This window comes from Mesorhizobium yinganensis (genome assembly GCF_040081985.1).
Taxonomy (GTDB): Bacteria; Pseudomonadota; Alphaproteobacteria; order Rhizobiales; family Rhizobiaceae; genus Kumtagia; species Kumtagia yinganensis.
Window position 1 is genome coordinate 147,254 of record NZ_JBEBMH010000006.1, and the last position, 17,160, is coordinate 164,413.

At 62.9% G+C, this 17,160-nt stretch carries 19 protein-coding genes; 11 read left to right on the forward strand and 8 right to left on the reverse strand.

Going from position 1 to position 17,160, the window contains the following annotated elements:
- The first annotated feature begins 141 nt into the window (after nt 1-141).
- The 3 genes from purL to ABMA59_RS14200 all read left to right on the forward strand — a co-directional run bounded on the left by purL (nt 142) and on the right by ABMA59_RS14200 (nt 3,130).
- Nucleotides 142-2,361 (forward strand): phosphoribosylformylglycinamidine synthase subunit PurL, encoded by a 2,220-nt coding sequence (gene purL / locus ABMA59_RS14190; protein ID WP_349006013.1) that lies wholly within the window; start codon nt 142-144, stop codon nt 2,359-2,361.
- Nucleotides 2,351-2,833, forward strand: coding sequence for a hypothetical protein (locus tag ABMA59_RS14195; protein WP_349006014.1), 483 nt, complete (start codon nt 2,351-2,353; stop codon nt 2,831-2,833). Before purL ends, ABMA59_RS14195 begins: the two co-directional genes overlap by 11 nt.
- A 63-nt stretch (nt 2,834-2,896) precedes the next feature.
- Nucleotides 2,897-3,130, forward strand: a complete 234-nt coding sequence (locus ABMA59_RS14200; protein WP_349006015.1) for a BolA/IbaG family iron-sulfur metabolism protein — start codon at nt 2,897-2,899, stop codon at nt 3,128-3,130.
- 41 nt (nt 3,131-3,171) lie between these two features.
- On the opposite strand, the gene ABMA59_RS14205 is transcribed toward ABMA59_RS14200, so the two are convergent.
- The gene (locus ABMA59_RS14205; RefSeq protein ID WP_349006016.1) at nt 3,172-3,969 is read right to left on the reverse strand and encodes a phosphodiester glycosidase family protein; all 798 of its coding nucleotides are present in this window, start codon (nt 3,967-3,969) and stop codon (nt 3,172-3,174) included.
- 179 nt (nt 3,970-4,148) lie between these two features.
- Between ABMA59_RS14205 and grxD the strand changes: the two genes are divergently transcribed.
- Nucleotides 4,149-4,484: a Grx4 family monothiol glutaredoxin gene (gene grxD / locus ABMA59_RS14210; RefSeq protein ID WP_349006017.1), complete on the forward strand. Its 336-nt coding sequence runs from the start codon at nt 4,149-4,151 to the stop codon at nt 4,482-4,484.
- A gap of 96 nt (nt 4,485-4,580) precedes the next feature.
- Nucleotides 4,581-5,849: a multidrug effflux MFS transporter gene (locus ABMA59_RS14215; RefSeq protein WP_349006018.1), complete on the forward strand. Its 1,269-nt coding sequence runs from the start codon at nt 4,581-4,583 to the stop codon at nt 5,847-5,849.
- Nucleotides 5,850-5,927: 78 nt separating this feature from the next.
- On the opposite strand, the gene ABMA59_RS14220 is transcribed toward ABMA59_RS14215, so the two are convergent.
- The 5 genes from ABMA59_RS14220 to ABMA59_RS14240 form a co-directional block, all read right to left on the reverse strand.
- Nucleotides 5,928-6,755, reverse strand: a complete 828-nt coding sequence (locus ABMA59_RS14220) for an inositol monophosphatase family protein (protein WP_349006019.1) — start codon at nt 6,753-6,755, stop codon at nt 5,928-5,930.
- 15 nt (nt 6,756-6,770) lie between these two features.
- Nucleotides 6,771-7,643: a tRNA 2-thiocytidine(32) synthetase TtcA gene (gene ttcA, locus ABMA59_RS14225; RefSeq protein ID WP_349006020.1), complete on the reverse strand. Its 873-nt coding sequence runs from the start codon at nt 7,641-7,643 to the stop codon at nt 6,771-6,773.
- Between the two features lie 181 nt (nt 7,644-7,824).
- Nucleotides 7,825-8,442 carry a 30S ribosomal protein S4 gene (gene rpsD, locus ABMA59_RS14230; protein WP_308055353.1) on the reverse strand — a complete coding sequence of 206 codons (618 nt, stop codon included), beginning with the start codon at nt 8,440-8,442 and terminating at the stop codon, nt 7,825-7,827.
- Nucleotides 8,443-8,739: 297 nt separating this feature from the next.
- Nucleotides 8,740-10,284 (reverse strand): alkaline phosphatase, encoded by a 1,545-nt coding sequence (locus ABMA59_RS14235; RefSeq protein WP_349006021.1) that lies wholly within the window; start codon nt 10,282-10,284, stop codon nt 8,740-8,742.
- A 232-nt stretch (nt 10,285-10,516) separates the two neighbouring features.
- Entirely contained in the window at nt 10,517-10,699 is a 183-nt protein-coding gene (locus ABMA59_RS14240) for a DUF3008 family protein (RefSeq protein ID WP_349006022.1), read from the reverse strand.
- Between the two features lie 216 nt (nt 10,700-10,915).
- On the opposite strand from ABMA59_RS14240, the gene ABMA59_RS14245 reads away from it, so the two are divergent.
- Both ABMA59_RS14245 and ABMA59_RS14250 read left to right on the forward strand, forming a co-directional pair.
- Complete coding sequence (locus tag ABMA59_RS14245; protein WP_349006023.1) at nt 10,916-11,266, forward strand: cupredoxin domain-containing protein; 351 nt, start codon at nt 10,916-10,918, stop codon at nt 11,264-11,266.
- A 5-nt stretch (nt 11,267-11,271) separates the two neighbouring features.
- Complete coding sequence (locus ABMA59_RS14250) at nt 11,272-12,096, forward strand: FTR1 family iron permease (protein ID WP_349006024.1); 825 nt, start codon at nt 11,272-11,274, stop codon at nt 12,094-12,096.
- Here the strand turns inward: ABMA59_RS14250 and murI are convergent.
- Together murI and ABMA59_RS14260 are read right to left on the reverse strand one after the other, a co-directional pair.
- The gene (gene murI / locus ABMA59_RS14255) at nt 12,062-12,883 is read right to left on the reverse strand and encodes a glutamate racemase (protein WP_349006025.1); all 822 of its coding nucleotides are present in this window, start codon (nt 12,881-12,883) and stop codon (nt 12,062-12,064) included. The two genes, ABMA59_RS14250 and murI, sit on opposite strands and share 35 nt — an antisense overlap.
- A complete protein-coding gene (locus ABMA59_RS14260; RefSeq protein WP_349006026.1) occupies nt 12,876-13,739 on the reverse strand; it encodes an RNA methyltransferase in 864 nt (287 codons plus the stop codon). The genes murI and ABMA59_RS14260 overlap by 8 nt, the downstream gene beginning before the upstream one ends.
- An 82-nt stretch (nt 13,740-13,821) precedes the next feature.
- On the opposite strand from ABMA59_RS14260, the gene ABMA59_RS14265 reads away from it, so the two are divergent.
- From ABMA59_RS14265 to ABMA59_RS14280, 4 genes are all read left to right on the forward strand, one after another.
- Entirely contained in the window at nt 13,822-14,184 is a 363-nt protein-coding gene (locus ABMA59_RS14265; protein WP_349006027.1) for a TfoX/Sxy family protein, read from the forward strand.
- 110 nt (nt 14,185-14,294) lie between these two features.
- Complete coding sequence (locus ABMA59_RS14270; RefSeq protein ID WP_349006028.1) at nt 14,295-15,329, forward strand: FUSC family protein; 1,035 nt, start codon at nt 14,295-14,297, stop codon at nt 15,327-15,329.
- A gap of 100 nt (nt 15,330-15,429) precedes the next feature.
- Complete coding sequence (locus ABMA59_RS14275) at nt 15,430-16,641, forward strand: NADP-dependent isocitrate dehydrogenase (RefSeq protein ID WP_349006029.1); 1,212 nt, start codon at nt 15,430-15,432, stop codon at nt 16,639-16,641.
- Nucleotides 16,642-16,770: 129 nt separating this feature from the next.
- Nucleotides 16,771-17,139, forward strand: a complete 369-nt coding sequence (locus tag ABMA59_RS14280) for a PRC-barrel domain-containing protein (RefSeq protein WP_349006030.1) — start codon at nt 16,771-16,773, stop codon at nt 17,137-17,139.
- Nucleotides 17,140-17,160 lie beyond the last annotated feature (21 nt).

The window sequence follows — 17,160 nt, forward strand, 5'->3', positions numbered from 1 at the left end:
AACGGCCACTGCAAATGCGGTGACAAGTCCAGCGGATGTGGGTTTCGCACGCATTTGACCGCGCCGGGGATGCCAATCTCGCGCGCTTGCTATATGAAGCGCCCAGCCCTCCCCCGGAAACAAGAGCACGACCTGCCCTCGATGACCATTTCCAATTCCGTAGCGATTACGCCCGAGCTTGTCGCCTCCCATGGGCTGAAACCCGACGAATACCAGCGCATCCTCGCTCTCATAGGCCGCGAGCCGACATTCACCGAACTCGGCATCTTTTCGGCCATGTGGAACGAGCATTGCTCGTACAAAAGCTCGAAGAAATGGCTGCGCACGCTGCCGACCAAGGGCGAGCGGGTGATCCAGGGGCCAGGCGAAAATGCCGGCGTGGTCGACATCGGCGACGGCCAGTGCGTGGTCTTCAAGATGGAGAGCCACAACCATCCCTCCTATATCGAGCCCTACCAGGGCGCGGCGACCGGCGTCGGCGGCATTTTGCGCGACGTCTTCACCATGGGGGCGCGGCCGATCGCTGCGATGAACGCGCTGCGATTTGGCGAGCCGGACCACCCGAAGACAAGACATCTGGTTTCCGGCGTGGTTTCCGGCGTCGGCGGTTACGGCAACGCCTTCGGCGTGCCGACGGTCGGCGGCGAGGTCAATTTCGACGCCCGCTACAACGGTAACTGCCTCGTCAACGCCTTCGCGGCGGGGCTGGCGCGCACCGACGGCATCTTCCTGTCCGAGGCGAAGGGCGTTGGCCTGCCGGTCGTCTATCTCGGCGCCAAGACCGGGCGCGACGGCGTCGGCGGCGCGACGATGGCATCCGCCGAATTCGACGACACGATCGAGGAAAAGCGACCGACCGTGCAGGTCGGCGACCCGTTCACCGAAAAGTGCCTGCTGGAGGCCTGCCTGGAGCTGATGGCATCGGGCGCGGTCATCGCCATCCAGGACATGGGCGCGGCCGGCCTCACCTGCTCGGCGGTCGAGATGGGCGCCAAGGGCGACCTCGGCATCGAGCTCGACCTAGACAAGGTGCCGGTGCGCGAGGAGCGCATGAGCGCCTATGAGATGATGCTGTCGGAGAGCCAGGAGCGCATGCTCATGGTGCTGAAGCCGGAGTTGGAACAGCAGGCCGAGGCGATCTTCCACAAATGGGGTCTGGATTTCGCCATCGTCGGCAAGACCACGGACGATTTGCGTTTCCGCGTGATCCACAGGCAAGAGGAAGTCGCCAATTTGCCGATCAAGGAGCTTGGCGACCAGGCGCCGGAATACGACCGGCCGTGGACGGAGCCGAAGGCGCGCGCGCCGCTGCCGGCCGGCGACGTTCCAGAAATGGACGTGGCCGATGCGCTGCTAAAAATGCTTGGCGGTCCGGATCTTTCCAGCCGGCGCTGGGTTTGGGAGCAATATGACACGCTGATCCTTGCCAACACGCTGCAGATTCCCGGCGGTGACGCCGGCGTGGTGCGCATCGACGGGCATCCGACCAAGGCGCTCGCCTTCTCGTCCGATGTGACACCTCGCTATTGCGAGGCCGATCCGTTCGAAGGCGGCAAGCAGGCGGTGGCCGAATGCTGGCGCAACCTGACCGCGACGGGCGCGCTGCCGCTGGCCGCCACCGACAATTTGAATTTCGGCAATCCCGAGAGGCCCGAGATCATGGGCCAGTTCGTCAAGGCGGTGCAAGGCATCGGCGAGGCCTGCCGGGCGCTGGATTTCCCGATCGTTTCGGGCAACGTCTCGCTCTACAACGAGACCAACGGCCAGGGGATTCTGCCGACGCCGACCATCGGCGGCGTCGGCCTGATCGCCGACTGGTCGAAGATGGCGCGCATCGGTTTTTCGGCCGAGGGCGAGGCGATCATCCTGGTCGGCGCGCCGGCTTCCTGGGGCACACATCTCGGCCAGTCCATCTATCTGCGCGACCTTTTCGGCCGCGCCGACGGCCCTCCCCCGCCGGTCGACCTCGCCCATGAAAAGCGCGTCGGTGACCTTGTGCGCTCGCTGATCGAGCGCGGCGTCGCCACCGCCGTGCACGACATTTCGGACGGCGGACTGGCCGTGGCGCTCGCCGAGATGACGATGATGGGCGGCATCGGCGCCACCGTGAACCAGCTCAAGGATCTGTCGCCGATCCCCGTCTTCTTCGGCGAGGACCAGGGCCGCTACCTCGTCACCATCCCACGCGAAAAGGTCGACTGGTTCCTCGGCGAATTCCTGAAGGACAGCGGCGTGTTCGCGCCGTGGATCGGCGTCACGGGCGGGCGCGAACTGAAGCTCGGCGATGCCCGAGCGATTTCCGTTGACGACCTCCGGGCCGCGCATGAAGGCTGGTTTCCGAAGTTCATGAATGGAAACTAGGACAAGGACCTTTCTGCTGGCGTTCTGCCTGGCGGGGTTCTGGATAGGCGTCTTCGTCTGCTGGTTCGCAGGACCACCGGTCGTCTGGGCGCTGACGACCTTAGGTTCGGATGCCTGCAACGGCGTGTCGGATGCGGCGATCCGGGCGCAAGCCTGGCAGAACATGGGTGTGATCGGCCTGGCCTGCGGTTTCTATGGGCTGCCCATCGTCTTTCTGGTCCTGATGAGTTTCGTCCAGACGGCCAGGGAACCCCGACCTTTTCCGCGGGCGGCGGTGGTCCTATACTTGGTGTCGATCACGATGACGGCTGCGATATCGTATGGTGACGCCGTGGGTTGTGGTGGCGGCGATCTCCGCGCATTCCCGCCTTTCGTCTCGCTCCTTCTCTCCACCGTGTCCGTCGTGAGCAATGTCTGCCTGGTCGTGGTATCGATCTTCACGGCACGCGCATATGTCATGGAGCCGGATTGATTTGCCGTTGATGCCGATACGATAGTCGCCTACGTCTCATGTCGAGCAGAGGAGATCGCCGCTTTGGCCATGGACGCGCACGACATCGAGAAACTGATCAAGGAAGGCATTCCGGACGCCAAGGTGACGATCCGCGACCTCGCCGGCGACGGCGATCATTATGCCGCCGAGGTCGTGGCGGAGAGTTTTCGCGGAAAGAGCCGCGTCCAGCAGCACCAGATGGTTTATGAGGCGCTGAAGGGCAATATGGGCGGCGTGTTGCACGCATTGGCATTGCAGACCAGCGCGCCGGAGTGAACAGACGAACTCAATTTTCGAATACGAATAAGGCTGGCGGCCTAGTTTTTCGCAAACGCCGAGATGATCGGCCCGACCGGATATTTTCCGCCCAGCAAGGTCTTTTCACCGTTCGACAGCGTCGAGATCGCGCCGTCGAGGAACAGTGCGTTCGGGCAGCCGAGTTCATCGCGGAACAGCCGCGCGAAACTGCCGAGGCTGACTTCCGACATCGAGATGGCCAGCACCACCGTGTCCGGGTCGCGCACGCCGACCCCGTTCCTCGTGTATTTCGACGTGCCGTCCGGCAGGAATTTTGGATGGATCGCGCCGTCGATCACCAGCATGGGGCCGGATTGCGTCGCGAATTTCACTGCTGGGCGTTCTGCCAGAAATTTCCCTGTCTCCATAACCGCAGCCTTATCGTCCTCACCGATCAAAAAAATGCCGTTCGGCTTGAGGTAGAAATTGCCCTCGCCGTCCGCTGCTTCGACCGGCGACAATTCCCTTCCGCTCTCGACCAGCAGGCCGACCGGGCCGAGCCCTTCATGATACATGCCGGCGTTCATTGCGAGTTGCACGGGCCTGCCGGCGGCCGCCATTGCCCGGTCGAAGGCGTCGAGCGAGCCGTAAGCCTTTCCGTCAGGGGCGGAATGACGGATGGCGACCTCATGGGTGCGCAGATCGACCTCGCAGACGATGTAGGCGGCTTGATCGAAAGACGTTTCGCGGCACGGCGCCGGCAATTCGGCAAGGTCGAATGGCGCGCGCAGACGAGCCGCCTCTAAACGCCAGAAGGCAAGCGCCGCGCCGAGGCAAGCGACAACCAGGACAATCGCGGCAACAGCTTTCCAGTACACGCGAATTGCGCTCCGATCCGGTCTACTCTCCGCAAAAATCCACACATTGCGCCATTTCGATGATCCGGCGCCGCTGGACCAGACGGAAAGAGGCGCGGCGTCTTGTTTCGGGTCGTCTATCGGTTTATTTGAGTGTCATGTTTCGAGCCCGACTCCCAGCGGGCGTGAAAGGGCGATCCATGAGCGGAATCAACGACTACATCGACAGTGAAGTGAAGGGCAACGACGTCGTTCTCTTCATGAAGGGCACTCCGGGCTTCCCGCAGTGCGGTTTCTCGGGTCAGGTCGTGCAGATCCTCGACTATCTCGGCGTCGACTACAAAGGCGTCAACGTGCTGACCTCCAACGAACTGCGCCAGGGCATCAAGGAATATTCCAACTGGCCGACCATCCCCCAGCTTTATGTGAAGGGCGAGTTCGTCGGCGGCTGCGACATTATCCGCGAAATGTTCCAGGCGGGCGAGTTGCAGGGTTATTTCGAGGAAAAAGGCGTCAGCGCCAGCAGCGCCGCCTGATCCCGGACCCGGCCGGGCCGGGTTCTCCAACGCTTGAATCGCAAATGCGCCGGCCCTCCGGCGCATTTCGTTTTGCCGCCACACCGGAGCCTTCCGATGGACCAGCAGACCTCCGCGAGCAAGCAGCTTGCGTTCCCGCTTCCCCGCTGGGAATTCATCGCACTGGCCGCCGCGCTCATGGCGCTCAACGCGCTGGCGATCGACATCATGCTGCCCGGTCTCCAGCAGATCGGCGCCAGCCTGGGCGTAGAGAACGAGAACCACCGGCAATATGTGATCACCGCCTATTTCGCCGGCATGGCCTCTGCGTTGCTTGCCTATGGCCCGGCGTCGGATCGCTTCGGCCGGCGGGGGCCGCTGCTGTTCGGCCTGACGGTCTATCTGCTCGCCGCCTTCGCAGCGGCGTTTTCACCCAATTTCGAGACGATGCTGGCGCTGCGTTTCATCCAGGGCATCGGCGCCGCCTCGACCCGGGTCATCGCCGTCTCGATGGTGCGTGACCGCTTCGGCGGACGCCAGATGGCCGAGATCATGTCGCTGATCTTCATGGTGTTCATGATCATCCCGGTTGTGGCGCCGAGCATCGGCCAGTTGATGATGCTGTTCGCGAACTGGCATTTTATCTTCATCTGCATGGGAACCATCGCCGTGGCGATAGCCCTGTGGGCGGCTGTGCGCCTGCCGGAGACGATGCATCCCGAGGATCGACGGCCGTTCACGCTTTCGTCGGTCGGCCAAGCCTTCGGCATCGTGCTGACGACGCGTGTGTCGCTCTGGTATACGCTGGCCTCGATGACGGTATTCGGCGCGTTGTTCGGTTTCATCAATTCCGCCCAGCAGGTCTATGTCGGCATCTACGGGCTCGGCGTGTGGTTCCCGGTCGTGTTTGCCTGCATCGCCGGACTGATGGCGGTGTCCTCCTTCCTGAATTCACGGCTGGTCATGCGCTGGGGCATGCGCCGCCTGTCGCATGCGGCGCTGATCGGGTTCTTCCTCGTCAGCCTCATTTGGCTCGTATGGTCGCTGTTCGGGCAGGTGCCGCTGCTGGTTTTCGTGGCACTGTTCGCGGCCGCCATGTTCCAGTTCGGTTGGATCGGATCGAACTTCAACGCACTCGCCATGGAGCCGCTCGGCCATATCGCCGGATCGGCATCGTCGGTGCAAGGATTCATCCAGACGCTGGGCGGCGGCCTCGTCGGCGCCTTCATCGGCCAGTCCTTCGATGGCACGACAACGCCGCTCGCAGCGGGCTTCTGCGGCGTCGCCGGTCTTGGCATCGTCATGGTGCTGATCGCCGAGCGCGGAAAACTGTTCCGCCCGCAGCATGACACGAAGAAGCCGGGCGCGGATACGATGGGCCACTGAACCGACCCGTAAATACATATCGCGTACTTTCAGGCCGACATGGGCGCCGGAAAGTCGCCCAAACTCAGACCGTCAAGATCAATCCGCCCAGAGCGCACGGCGGATTTCCTGCCAGCTCTCCTTGTCGGGGGAAGCGAGCAGCCCGCCGCCGACATGCGACGGCAGATAGGCGGAGCCATCTAGCCGAGCACAATAGCCGCCGGCCTCGGCATGGATCAACGTGCCGGGCAAATGGTCCCACGGCATCAGCTTCATGTAGACGACGAAATGCGCGTTGCCGGTCGCCAGCAGGCGGTATTCGTGCGCGGCGCAGCGGAAGTTGAAATGCGCGTTGAACTTCGCCTGGTTGCGGGCGAGCATGGTGCGCTCCGGCTCCTTGGCATAGTGCCAGGAGACCGCGCCGTTCATAGCCGAGACCGGCAGCGCCGGCGTGACACGGCACGGCTCCAGCCGCCCGTCTCCATGGCGGATGTGAGCGCCGCCGCCCTTCACCGCCATGATGAAATCCCTGCCGACCGGATCGTGGATGATGCCGGCCACCGTCTCGCCTTTAACGACGACGGCCAGCATGACGCCGAACAGCGGCATTCCCGAGGCGAAGTTCAGCGTGCCGTCGACCGGATCGATCACGAAGGCCAGGTCGGCATCACCGAGCCCGTTAAGCACCGAAGCGTCGGCGGCGTGGGCTTCCTCGCCAACAACCAGCGCGGTGGGAAACCGCTCCTTCAGCCGCGCCGTGATGAAGCGTTCGGCGTTGACGTCGGCCTCGGTCACGAGGTCGGTGGCCGATGTTTTCTGGCGGATGTCCTCGGCGCTGAGTCGGCGCCAGCGCGGCATTATCTCCACCGCGGCAGCCTCGGCCAGAAGCGCGGTCAGCCAATCGACCGTCTTGTCGTCAAAATGCATGGACATGTCTCGCTATTATCGGGTGAGAGCGGCGAAGTCGAAGAGCGACCGGTCGAGCAGATGCGAAGGCCTGACATTGGCGAGCGCCCGGATCATCGTGTCCTTGCGGCCCGGCATCCTTCGTTCGATGTCGTCGATCATAGCCTTCATGGCGTTGCGCTGCAGGCCGTCCTGGCTGCCGCAGAGATCGCAGGGAATGATCGGGAAGCGCATCGCCTCGGCGAAGCGCGCAAGATCGGCCTCGGCGCAGAAGGCCAATGGCCTGAGCACCATCACATCGCCCTCGTCGTTGAGCAGTTTCGGCGGCATGGCCGCCAGCCGGCCGCCGTGGAAGAGATTCATGAAGAAGGTTTCAAGGATGTCTTCGCGATGGTGGCCGAGCACCAGTGACGAGCACCCCTCCTCCCGCGCGACCCGGTAGAGATGGCCGCGCCTCAGCCGCGAGCAGAGCGAGCAATAGGTCGCGCCCTCGGCGATCTTGTCGGTGACGATTGAATAGGTGTCGCGGTATTCGATGCGGTGCGGAATTTCGTAACGGTCGAGGAATTCAGGCAGGATGTGCTTGGGAAAATTCGGCTGGCCCTGGTCGAGATTGCAGGCGATAAGGTCGACCGGCAGCAGGCCGCGCCACTTCAGGTCGAGCAGGACAGCCAGAAGGCCGTAGGAATCCTTGCCGCCCGACAGCGCCACCAGCCAGCGTTCGCCAGGACGCACCATGCCAAAATTCTCGATCGCCTCGCGCGCCTGGCGCAGCAGCCGCTTGCGCAGCTTGTTGAAGGCGACGGAGGACGGAACGTCTCGGAACAGCGGATGATAGCTGTCGGCCTGGTCGTCGTCGGCCGATTGGCTATCCAGCGCGAACGGCCTGTCGATTGTCCCGAGATCCATGCGTCGGCGTCTTCCAGTTTCGGCCGAAAGCCCCAGAGGGCAGCGAGCGGCCCCTTCGATATTCCCGACCGGCCGCCAGGCGCAAGGCCAAACCGTCGATTAAGGCCGAATATGTCACCGCCCAAAATAAAAGAGCGGCGGGAGGCCCGCCGCTCGAAAGATGTCGCTGTAGCCGAAAAGATCAGCGCGAGTAGAACTCGACCACCAGGTTCGGTTCCATCTGCACCGCGAACGGCACGTCGGCTAAGCCAGGAACGCGAGTGAAGGTCGCGGTCATCTTGTTGTGGTCGGCCTCGATGTAGTCAGGAACGTCGCGCTCGGCGAGCTGCACCGATTCCAGCACGATGACGAGCTGCTTCGACTTCTCGCGCACCTCGATCACGTCGCCGGCCTTGCAACGGTACGAGCCGATGTTCACGCGCTTGCCGTTGACGTTGATGTGGCCGTGGTTGACGAACTGGCGGGCGGCAAAAATCGTCGGCACGAATTTGGCGCGGTAGACGACGGCGTCGAGGCGCGATTCCAAGAGGCCAATCAGGTTTTCCGACGTGTCGCCGCGGCGGCGGTCGGCTTCCTCATAGGTCTTGCGGAACTGCTTTTCCGAAACGTCGCCATAGTGGCCCTTGAGCTTCTGCTTGGCGCGGAGCTGGAGGCCGAAGTCGGAAAGCTTGCCCTTGCGGCGCTGGCCGTGCTGGCCGGGGCCGTATTCACGCTTGTTGACCGGGGATTTCGGGCGGCCCCAGATGTTTTCGCCGAGACGGCGGTCGATCTTGTATTTCGCGGATTCGCGCTTGCTCATCGCATTCCCTTTCAAAAAGACCACCCGAAGCCCATGCTCCGGGTGAAGGAAACGCGCCCTCCTCTGGCCTCCTTTTTCGAGACCTGACAGGACCTTCCACGCACGCTTTGCGGAAAAGACCCACGGGACACGTCAAATAAGACGCCGGACCTTTCGGCCCGGCGATGGCGGCGAGATAGGCGAAATCGTCCCCGCTGTCAACAAACAGTCGCAATGCGGGGACCGCAAGGCGGACTGACCCTTGCTCGTGCCCGGCGGCGAGGGGGAACCGCGCCGCCGGACGGTTTCGTGTCACGTCTACTTCTTCTGCAGCCGTTCGCCGATCTTCGATGCGTAGTTCATGACGTGGAAGGTGTAGTTCTCCTCCACCGTCCCCTGAAACAGATGCGACCAGGGCCCGATAGCATAGATGCCCAGGTCTTCGCCGCCATGCGTCTCGCTGCCGAGCGGGACATAGGAGGGCTGGACGAAGTCCGGCTTCATCGTCTGTTCCGAAGTCAGCATCGGCCGCTCCATCGGTTTCTCCGAGCCGCCGGGCCCGTTGGCGAAGCCGATCGTCGTGTAGGTCTTGCCGTCCTTGCCGTAGATCGGCTCGTCGTCGACGCCTACCGAAATGCCGAGGATAGGGTTGCCGCGCTTGGCGTAGCCGGAGATGGTCAGCGTATGGCTGTGATCGCCGGTCACCACGATCAGCGTCTCATCCAGATTGACCTTGCGCAGGATCGCCTTGACGGCCTCGTTCATCGCCGCGCCGTCCGACAGCGTGCGGTAGGCATTGGATTCGTGGCTGGCATGGTCGATGCGGCCGCCCTCGACAAGCAGTACGTAGCCCTCCGGATTCTTCGAAAGAATGTCGATCGATTTCTCGGCCATTTCGGCGAGCGAAGGTTCGCCGGCCTTATCGCCCCGCCGGTCGTGCTCGTATTGCATGTGAGACGGCTCGAACAGACCGAGCAAATGGTCAGTCTTGGACGGATCGATCGCTGAGAACTGCTCCGCGTTCCAGACATAGGCGCCCTTGTCACCGTAGCGATCGAGCCAAGCCTTGGTCAGATCCTTGCCGTCTTTGCGCCGGCCTTTTTTCTTCTCCGCATCCCCATACTCGGCGTCATTGGCCCCAGCCGGCATGAAATAGGCGCGGCCGCCGCCCATCGCGACTTCAAGACCGTCGCCATATTTCATCTCGACCAGTTGCCGGGCGATATCGGCACAGCCGCCGGCAACCGCCTCGGGCGTCATCTCGGCGTCGGACTCCCAGTCGCGGTCGGCGATATGGGCGTAGGTCGCGCCGGGCGTAGCGTGGGTCAGGCGGGCCGTGGTGATGGCGCCGGTCGACATGCCAAGCGTCTCCGCCATTTCCCAAAGCGTGGTTACCTGCTTGGTCTTCTGGTCCTCGCAGGAACCGAGTTTGGCCGTATGATTGAGGCCCATCAAATCGTTGATTGTCTTGACGCCCGTGGTCATGGCAACCGCGCTCGGCGCCGAATCCGTGATCTGGGCGTCGGCAGAATAGGTCTTCGACGCTGCCAGGTGCGGAAACGCCTCCCATGCCAGCACGTTCGATTCGCCGTCTACGCCGCGCTGTTGCCCTTCGAAGATGCGCGTCGCGGTGACTGTAGAGAAGCCCATGCCGTCGCCAACGACCAGGATGACGTTCTTGGCCTGGTTGGTATTCTTCTGACGTTTCAGGATCTCCGTGAGCGCACTGTCAGCCTGTTTGAAATAAGGATCATCCCCCTGCACCAGCCGGGCATCCTCCGCGCGCACGATTCCTGTCGCAGCCACGCCCGCGAACGCAAGCAAGGCGGGCCGAATGAGCCGTTTCCATTTTGTCTTCACCATGTCCTCCACAAGGCGTTGGCCCCCGCCTCCGGACAATCTTAGCCCGCTAACGATGTCTATCAATCACTAAATATGTGAGAGGTACAAGATAATTTCGTGGAGGTTTGGTGACCGAACAAACTGCGCCCGCCGCTCCGGCAGAAGATATGTTGCGGTGAAACGCCCTGGCAGGCCGCTGGCGCTGAGACAGGGCGCCAAGTGGACCGCCGGCGCGGCCAGACTGAAGCTAGCCCTACGACTTCTTCTCCGGCAACCCCTTGCGTTTCGTCTCAGCGAATTCCTCGAGTTGCTTCTCGCTCATGGACTCATACATTCCCTTGGAAGCGCCCTTCAATTCGCTCTTTTTTGTTTCGCCGCGCTTGGCGGAAAGGGCGGCGCCGGCCGCCTTCTGCTGTGCTTTCGACTTGGCTGGCATGGCCTGTCTCCTTGTTCCCGATTCAGCCAAACGCGCGGGTACACGCCAGGTTCCGAAGCCGTCGACGGATCGAATACACACGCTAACACTTTGTAATCATTGTATTTAGAGCGTTTCTAACCTGCGGTTTTACTTGACATTGCATGTCACCTTTATATGGTGCGGCCAATTTCGCGCAGCCGCTTGACGGCCCAATGGATCAGAAAAGGTCTCGCCATGACGTTCTCCCGCCTAGTGGCTGTTGCGGTGTACGCCGCCGCCTTGCTTGCAAACGTCGCGGCAACCTCCGCATCGTTTGCCGACGAAAAGTCTTTTACGCTGACCATCCAGGATCATCGCTTCAAGCCGCAGACGCTGACCGTGCCGGCGGGCGAGAAGTTTTCCCTGGTGGTCGTCAACGCCGATCCCACGTCGGAAGAATTCGAAAGCAACGATTTCCACGTCGAGAAGGTGATCAGCGCCGGCAAGCAGATGACGTTCCACGTCGGACCGCTGTCGGCCGGCAGCTACGGCTTCTTCGGCGAGCGGCACAAGGACACGGCCGTCGGCAACCTCTTCGCGGAGTGAGCGCCGTGCTCTCGACCTTCGTCATCGTCTTCCGCGAGACCCTGGAAGCGGCGCTTATCGTCGCGATTGTGATGGCCGCCAGCAAGGGCATCGCCGGCCGTGGCGGCTGGGTCGCAGCGGGCGTCGCCGCCGGCCTGCTGGGCTCGGCGGTGGTTGCGTTTTTCGCCAACGGCCTTGCCGACCTTTTTGAGGGCAACGGCACGGAAGTCTTCAACGCCGGGGTATTGCTAATCGCCGTGGCGATGCTCGGCTGGCACCAGATGTGGATGAGCGCGCATGCCGCCGAACTGGCCGGCCAGAGCCGCGCCGTCGGCCGCGCCGTCAAGGAGGGCGGCAGGCCGCTTTCGGCGCTGGCGATCATCTGCGCGGTCGCGATTTTGCGGGAGGGATCCGAGACCGTGCTTTTCCTGTACAGTCTGGCGATCGACGGCGAGATGACGGTCGCCTCGATGCTGCAAGGCGGGCTGCTGGGCGTGGCCGCCGCAGCCCTTGTTGGCTGGCTGTTCTATACCGGGCTGCTGCGCGTGCCGCTGAAGCATATTTTCAGGGTGACGGGCGTGATCATCATCCTGCTCGCCGCCGGGCTTGCCGCGCAGGCCGCGGCCTTCCTCGTTCAGGCCGGTTGTTTGCCGGCGCTCGGCTACGACATCTGGAACACGTCCGAGATCCTGCCGCAGACGAACGCAGTCGGTTTGCTGCTGCACATACTGATCGGCTATGTCGCGCGGCCGGAAGGCATCCAAATTGTCGCCTACGTCGCGACCGTGGCGGCAATCCTCTTCGGTTCGGCTGTTATCAAGCGGTCACAGGCACGGCCGGTTGCGGTGTGACAGTAAGGCCAAATCCCTGCATCAGGCGGCGCTCGGCAAATCCCGCATTGCCCGATGTGAAGACCGCGATGTCTGAACGCTCGCCGGGCGAAGAAGCCCCCTGCCCGACCTGAGGCAGCAGCGACAGCGCGCGGCGCGCAATCGCTTCGGCGGGGTCGATCCAGTCGACCGGCCAGGGTGCGGTCTTGCGCATGCGGTTGACCAGGAACGGATAATGCGTGCAGGCCAGCACCACGATGTCGGTGCGCTGGCCTTCATGCTCGATGAAACACGGTGCGATCTCGGCCCTCACCGCCTCCTCGTCGACGAAACCGTCGCGCATATAGTTTTCGGCGAGTGCGGCCAGCCTGTCGCTGCCGACCAGCCGCACATGGCATTTCGACGCCCAGTTGGTGATCAGGTCGCGCGTATATTGCCGCTTCACCGTGCCCGGCGTCGCCAGCACCGAGACCAGGCCGGAGCGTGTGCGTTCGGCGGCGGGCTTTATGGCCGGCACGGTGCCGACGAACGGATGGCCGGGAAACGCCACGCGCAGCGCTTCGATCACCAGCGTCGAGGCGGTGTTGCAGGCGATCACCGAGATCTCCGGCTCGAAGCGGTCGAGCAATTTGCCGAACAGGCAGATGATATGCGCCTTCAGCGCCGGCTCCTCCCAGGCGCCATAGGGAAAGGCCGCGTCGTCCGCGACATAGACGAAACGGCGGTCGGGCATCAGCACGCGCGCCTCGCGTAGTACCGTGAGGCCGCCAATGCCGGAATCAAACATCAGGACCGGGCGTTCAGTCATCGCTTCCCTCCCCGGCATCCTCCGCCCGGCGCGCCGGATGCGCCTGCTTGTCGACCTCGGCCTTGCGCAGCGGATAACCGGCGCCGCGCGGCTCCTTCGGCGAAAAATAATCGAGCGACGAGACGATGCCGCGCAGCACCTTGATCTCGCCCATCGTGAAGCCGGGCCGCGTCAACACCGCGCGCACCTTGTCGACCATTTTTGCTTTCTTGGCCAGCGGCCGGAAGTAGCCGCGGGTATCCAGTGCGGCTTCGAGATGGCCGAACAGGCCGTGCAGTTCCTCCTTCGGCGCCGCCACAGTCTGTGGGCCCGTGAAAGGGATGTCGGTCTCGCGCTCAAGGCCTGCCTTGCGCCATTCATAGGCCATCAGCAGCACCGCTTGCGCCACATTGAGCGAGGCATAGGCCGGATCGACCGGAAAGGTGACGATCTCGTCGGCAAGGCTGATCTCGTCATTGTCGAGCCCGAATTTCTCGCGTCCGAACAGGATGCCGGCGCGGTATCCGCCGGCCGCCTGAGCACGCAGCGTGCGCGCCGCCTCCACCGGCCCGCGTACCGGCTTGAAGCCGTCGCGTTCGCGCGCCGTGGTGGCGAAGACGAAATTCAGGTCGGCAATCGCGGCACGCAAATCGTCGAAGACCGCCGCAGCCTCGACCACATGCGTGGCGCGGCTGGCGGCGGCAGTCGCCTTGTCGTTCGGCCAGCCGTCGCGCGGCGCGACCAACCGAAGTTCTGAAAGGCCGAAATTCGCCATGGCGCGCGCCACCATGCCGATGTTCTCGCCCATCTGCGGGGCGACCAGCACAATGACGGGCGAAGGCCGGTTTGAAGGTTTCTCGGTTGGGGTGTCTGACATGAAAGATCGATGCGATGGCTTTGCGGCGGAGTTCGGTCCCTGCCATAGTTGACGCGGAAAATGAAGGCCGGGAGAGCAGACGATGACGGGCGAACTGGCTGAACGCATACGCGCAACACTCGGCGACGACCCCAATGTCGGCGAGATTCGCATGTTCGGCGGCATCTGCTTCACGCTGAACGGCAACATGCTGGTCGGCACGATGAAGGATGGCACGCTGCTGGCGCGTGTCGGTGAGGCGCAGGAAGCGGCGGCGCTGTCGCGGCCGGGCGCCACGCGCATGAATTTCACCGGGCGCGATATGAAGGGCTACATCATCGTCGCCGCCGAGAACCTCGATGACACCGCACTGGCGGAATGGATTGCGATGGCGTCGTCGCATGTCGGGCCGATGCCGCAGAAGCAGAAGAAACCCACTGCGGCGAAGGCTCGGGGCGGAAAATAGACGGCGCTCCCCCGATGAGCCCAAAAGGCCGATGGCATTACGTCCGGCGGCATTGGCATGCCTTACTCGTCAGGCACGGCGCCAGGTTTGGGCAATCGGGACCGGCGGCGGTGGCCGCGCTAAAACCGGTCGTGTCGGTCGCGTTTGCCGTCTTCACCGCTCACCAGCTCGGTCTTCAGGACACGTGGTGGGCGGCCATCAGCGCCATCATGGTCATGCAGGACAGTTTCGGCGCATCTCTCTACCGCGGCCTGCTCCGCATGCTGGGCACCATCTGCGGGGCTGTTGCCGCCCTCCTGCTCGGCCCACTGATCGCGCCGTACCCTCTCGCCTTTGCTGTCATCATGTGTCTCACCACATGGGGCTGTCTCTATGCGGCATTGGTGTACCGGCACAGCTACGCCTGGGTGCTGATGCTGATCACCTTCGTGATGGTAATGTGCGAAGCCGTCGATCCGCAGGGCCATCTCGGCCTGTTCGCGCTGGAAAGAGTGGCCAACGTCGCCGTCGGCACGGCCGGCTGCCTGCTCGTCGTCGCGCTGGTGGAAATACGGCTGATCGCGGCGATGCTGCGCGGCGGGCAAGGCTGGCACGAATTGCTGGGGCCGATGTCGGGACGCCTGACTGAGGCGCCGGTCGACCGCAAGGGCGCGGCACTTCACGGCCTGCAGGGGGCCATCGCGATGATCGTGCTGTCGGCTGCGGTCAGCTACTGGGGCCTCGGCCCGTTCGCGCAAGGCATGGTGACGGCGACGGCCGTGCTGGTGGTTCCGCTCGACACGGCCGCTGGCGACCCGCATCTGCTTGTGGTCCAGCGCATGGCGCAACGTTTCATCGGATGCCTTCTGGCCGGGTTCGTGGCACTGGCGCTTTTGCCGCTGATCGAGGCGCGGCCGCTGTGGTGCCAGATCGCCCTCGGCCTCGGAGTCTGGGCCGCGACCTTCCTGCAGACCCTCTATCCGAAAGGCCGCTATATCGGCGTGCAGTTCCTCGTGGCCTTCTTGATGGTGTTCGTACAGGACCAGGGATGGACCGTGGCAGAGGAACCCGCGCTGGCGCGATTGGCCGGCGTGATGGCCGGCATCGTCACGCTTTACGCCGTCTTCCTGCTCTTCCGAAACACGGCGCGGCAAACGGCGAATTGAAGTTGCCGCAATCGATCATGCTTTGATATACGAACCGAATTCCCTGGCCAAAACCATACGGGCGACGGCCGTTTCCGCTCCCAACAGCAAGGCTTTTTCAATGGCGAAGATCAAGGTGGCCAACCCTGTCGTCGAACTCGACGGCGACGAGATGACCCGCATCATCTGGCAGTTCATCAAGGACAAGCTGATCCATCCTTATCTCGACATCAACCTCGAATATTACGACCTCGGCATCGAAAGCCGCGACGCCACCAACGACCAGGTGACGATCGATTCCGCCAACGCGATCAAGAAATACGGCGTCGGCGTCAAATGCGCGACGATCACCCCCGACGAGCAGCGCGTCGAGGAGTTCAAGCTGAAGAAGATGTGGAAATCGCCCAACGGCACCATCCGCAACATTTTGGGCGGCACCATCTTCCGCGAGCCGATCATCATGAAGAACGTCCCGCGTCTTGTGCCGGGCTGGACCAAGCCGATCATCGTCGGCCGCCATGCCTTCGGCGACCAGTATCGCGCCACCGACTTTCGCTTCCCCGGCAAGGGCAAGTTGACGATCAAATTCGTCGGCGAGGACGGCACGACCATCGAGCACGACGTGTTCGACGCGCCCGGTTCGGGCGTTGCAATGGCAATGTACAATCTCGACGAATCAATCCGCGAGTTCGCGCGCGCCTCGCTGAACTACGGCCTGCTGCGCAACTATCCGGTCTACCTGTCGACCAAGAACACTATCCTGAAAGCCTATGACGGCCGCTTCAAGGACATTTTCCAGGAGGTCTACGAGCAGGAGTTCGAGGCCGAGTTCAAGGCGAGGAAGCTCTGGTACGAGCACCGCCTCATCGACGACATGGTGGCCTCGTCGCTCAAATGGTCGGGCGGCTATGTCTGGGCCTGCAAGAACTATGACGGCGACGTTCAGTCCGATACGGTGGCGCAAGGTTTTGGCTCGCTCGGCCTGATGACCTCGGTGCTGATGACGCCGGACGGCAAGACGGTCGAGGCCGAGGCAGCACACGGCACCGTGACCCGCCATTATCGCCAGCACCAGAAGGGCGAGGAAACCTCGACCAACTCGATCGCCTCGATCTTCGCCTGGACGCGCGGCCTGGCGCATCGCGCCAAGCTCGACGACAACGCGGCGCTGAAAAAATTCGCCGACACGCTGGAAAAGGTGTGCATCCAGACGGTCGAAAGCGGCTACATGACCAAGGACCTGTCGCTGCTCATCGGCCCGGACCAGCCCTGGCTCTCGACCACCGGCTTCCTCGACAAGGTCGACGAGAACCTGCAGAAGGCGATGGCCTGACGGCTATTGCAGGAGACTTGCGCCGACCGGCCAAAATCGGCGCCGCGGGTCTCCTTTCGAAGGCGTCGCGGCGCATCGGGCTTGGTCCCGGCGCGCCTTGTTTGTCACCCCATCGAGGATACCCGCACCATGCGTTTTCTCATCTTAGCCGCCACGCTGTTCATGGGCGCATCCACCGTTGCTCATGCCAAGACTAGGCTGGTCGATGTTGACGACGAAGTGGTGGTTCACCCTTTCAATCTGACCGTCGATGCCATCGAAGAAATGGACGTTCACGACAAAGGCGGAAACAAGATTGGAGAGATCGAGGAGGTCTTGGGGCCGACCGAGCACAGGGCTACTGCGGTCGCGGTCGACCTCGTGGACGGGTCCGGCCTGAGAGACGACGACGAGGACATAATCGTGCCGCTCGACGCCTTGGTTCTCAAGGATGACGGAACGCTGTTCCTGAACGCCAACGCGGAGGCGATCAAGAAATACGAGGTCTTCAGCGATTAACCCTGCCGCCGGCTGCTTCCA

Bases quoted from the DNA above. Each gene is read 5' to 3' on its own strand.
- purL (WP_349006013.1), top strand. From the start codon at position 142: ATGACCATTTCCAATTCCGTAGCGATTACGCCCGAGCTTGTCGCCTCC.
- ABMA59_RS14195 (WP_349006014.1), top strand. From the start codon at position 2,351: ATGGAAACTAGGACAAGGACCTTTCTGCTGGCGTTCTGCCTGGCGGGG.
- grxD (WP_349006017.1), top strand. From the start codon at position 4,149: ATGAGCGGAATCAACGACTACATCGACAGTGAAGTGAAGGGCAACGAC.
- ABMA59_RS14215 (WP_349006018.1), top strand. From the start codon at position 4,581: ATGGACCAGCAGACCTCCGCGAGCAAGCAGCTTGCGTTCCCGCTTCCC.
- ABMA59_RS14220 (WP_349006019.1), bottom strand. From the start codon at position 6,755: ATGCATTTTGACGACAAGACGGTCGATTGGCTGACCGCGCTTCTGGCC.
- ttcA (WP_349006020.1), bottom strand. From the start codon at position 7,643: ATGGATCTCGGGACAATCGACAGGCCGTTCGCGCTGGATAGCCAATCG.
- rpsD (WP_308055353.1), bottom strand. From the start codon at position 8,442: ATGAGCAAGCGCGAATCCGCGAAATACAAGATCGACCGCCGTCTCGGC.
- ABMA59_RS14235 (WP_349006021.1), bottom strand. From the start codon at position 10,284: ATGGTGAAGACAAAATGGAAACGGCTCATTCGGCCCGCCTTGCTTGCG.
- ABMA59_RS14240 (WP_349006022.1), bottom strand. From the start codon at position 10,699: ATGCCAGCCAAGTCGAAAGCACAGCAGAAGGCGGCCGGCGCCGCCCTT.
- ABMA59_RS14245 (WP_349006023.1), top strand. From the start codon at position 10,916: ATGACGTTCTCCCGCCTAGTGGCTGTTGCGGTGTACGCCGCCGCCTTG.
- murI (WP_349006025.1), bottom strand. From the start codon at position 12,883: ATGACTGAACGCCCGGTCCTGATGTTTGATTCCGGCATTGGCGGCCTC.
- ABMA59_RS14260 (WP_349006026.1), bottom strand. From the start codon at position 13,739: ATGTCAGACACCCCAACCGAGAAACCTTCAAACCGGCCTTCGCCCGTC.
- ABMA59_RS14265 (WP_349006027.1), top strand. From the start codon at position 13,822: ATGACGGGCGAACTGGCTGAACGCATACGCGCAACACTCGGCGACGAC.
- ABMA59_RS14275 (WP_349006029.1), top strand. From the start codon at position 15,430: ATGGCGAAGATCAAGGTGGCCAACCCTGTCGTCGAACTCGACGGCGAC.
- ABMA59_RS14280 (WP_349006030.1), top strand. From the start codon at position 16,771: ATGCGTTTTCTCATCTTAGCCGCCACGCTGTTCATGGGCGCATCCACC.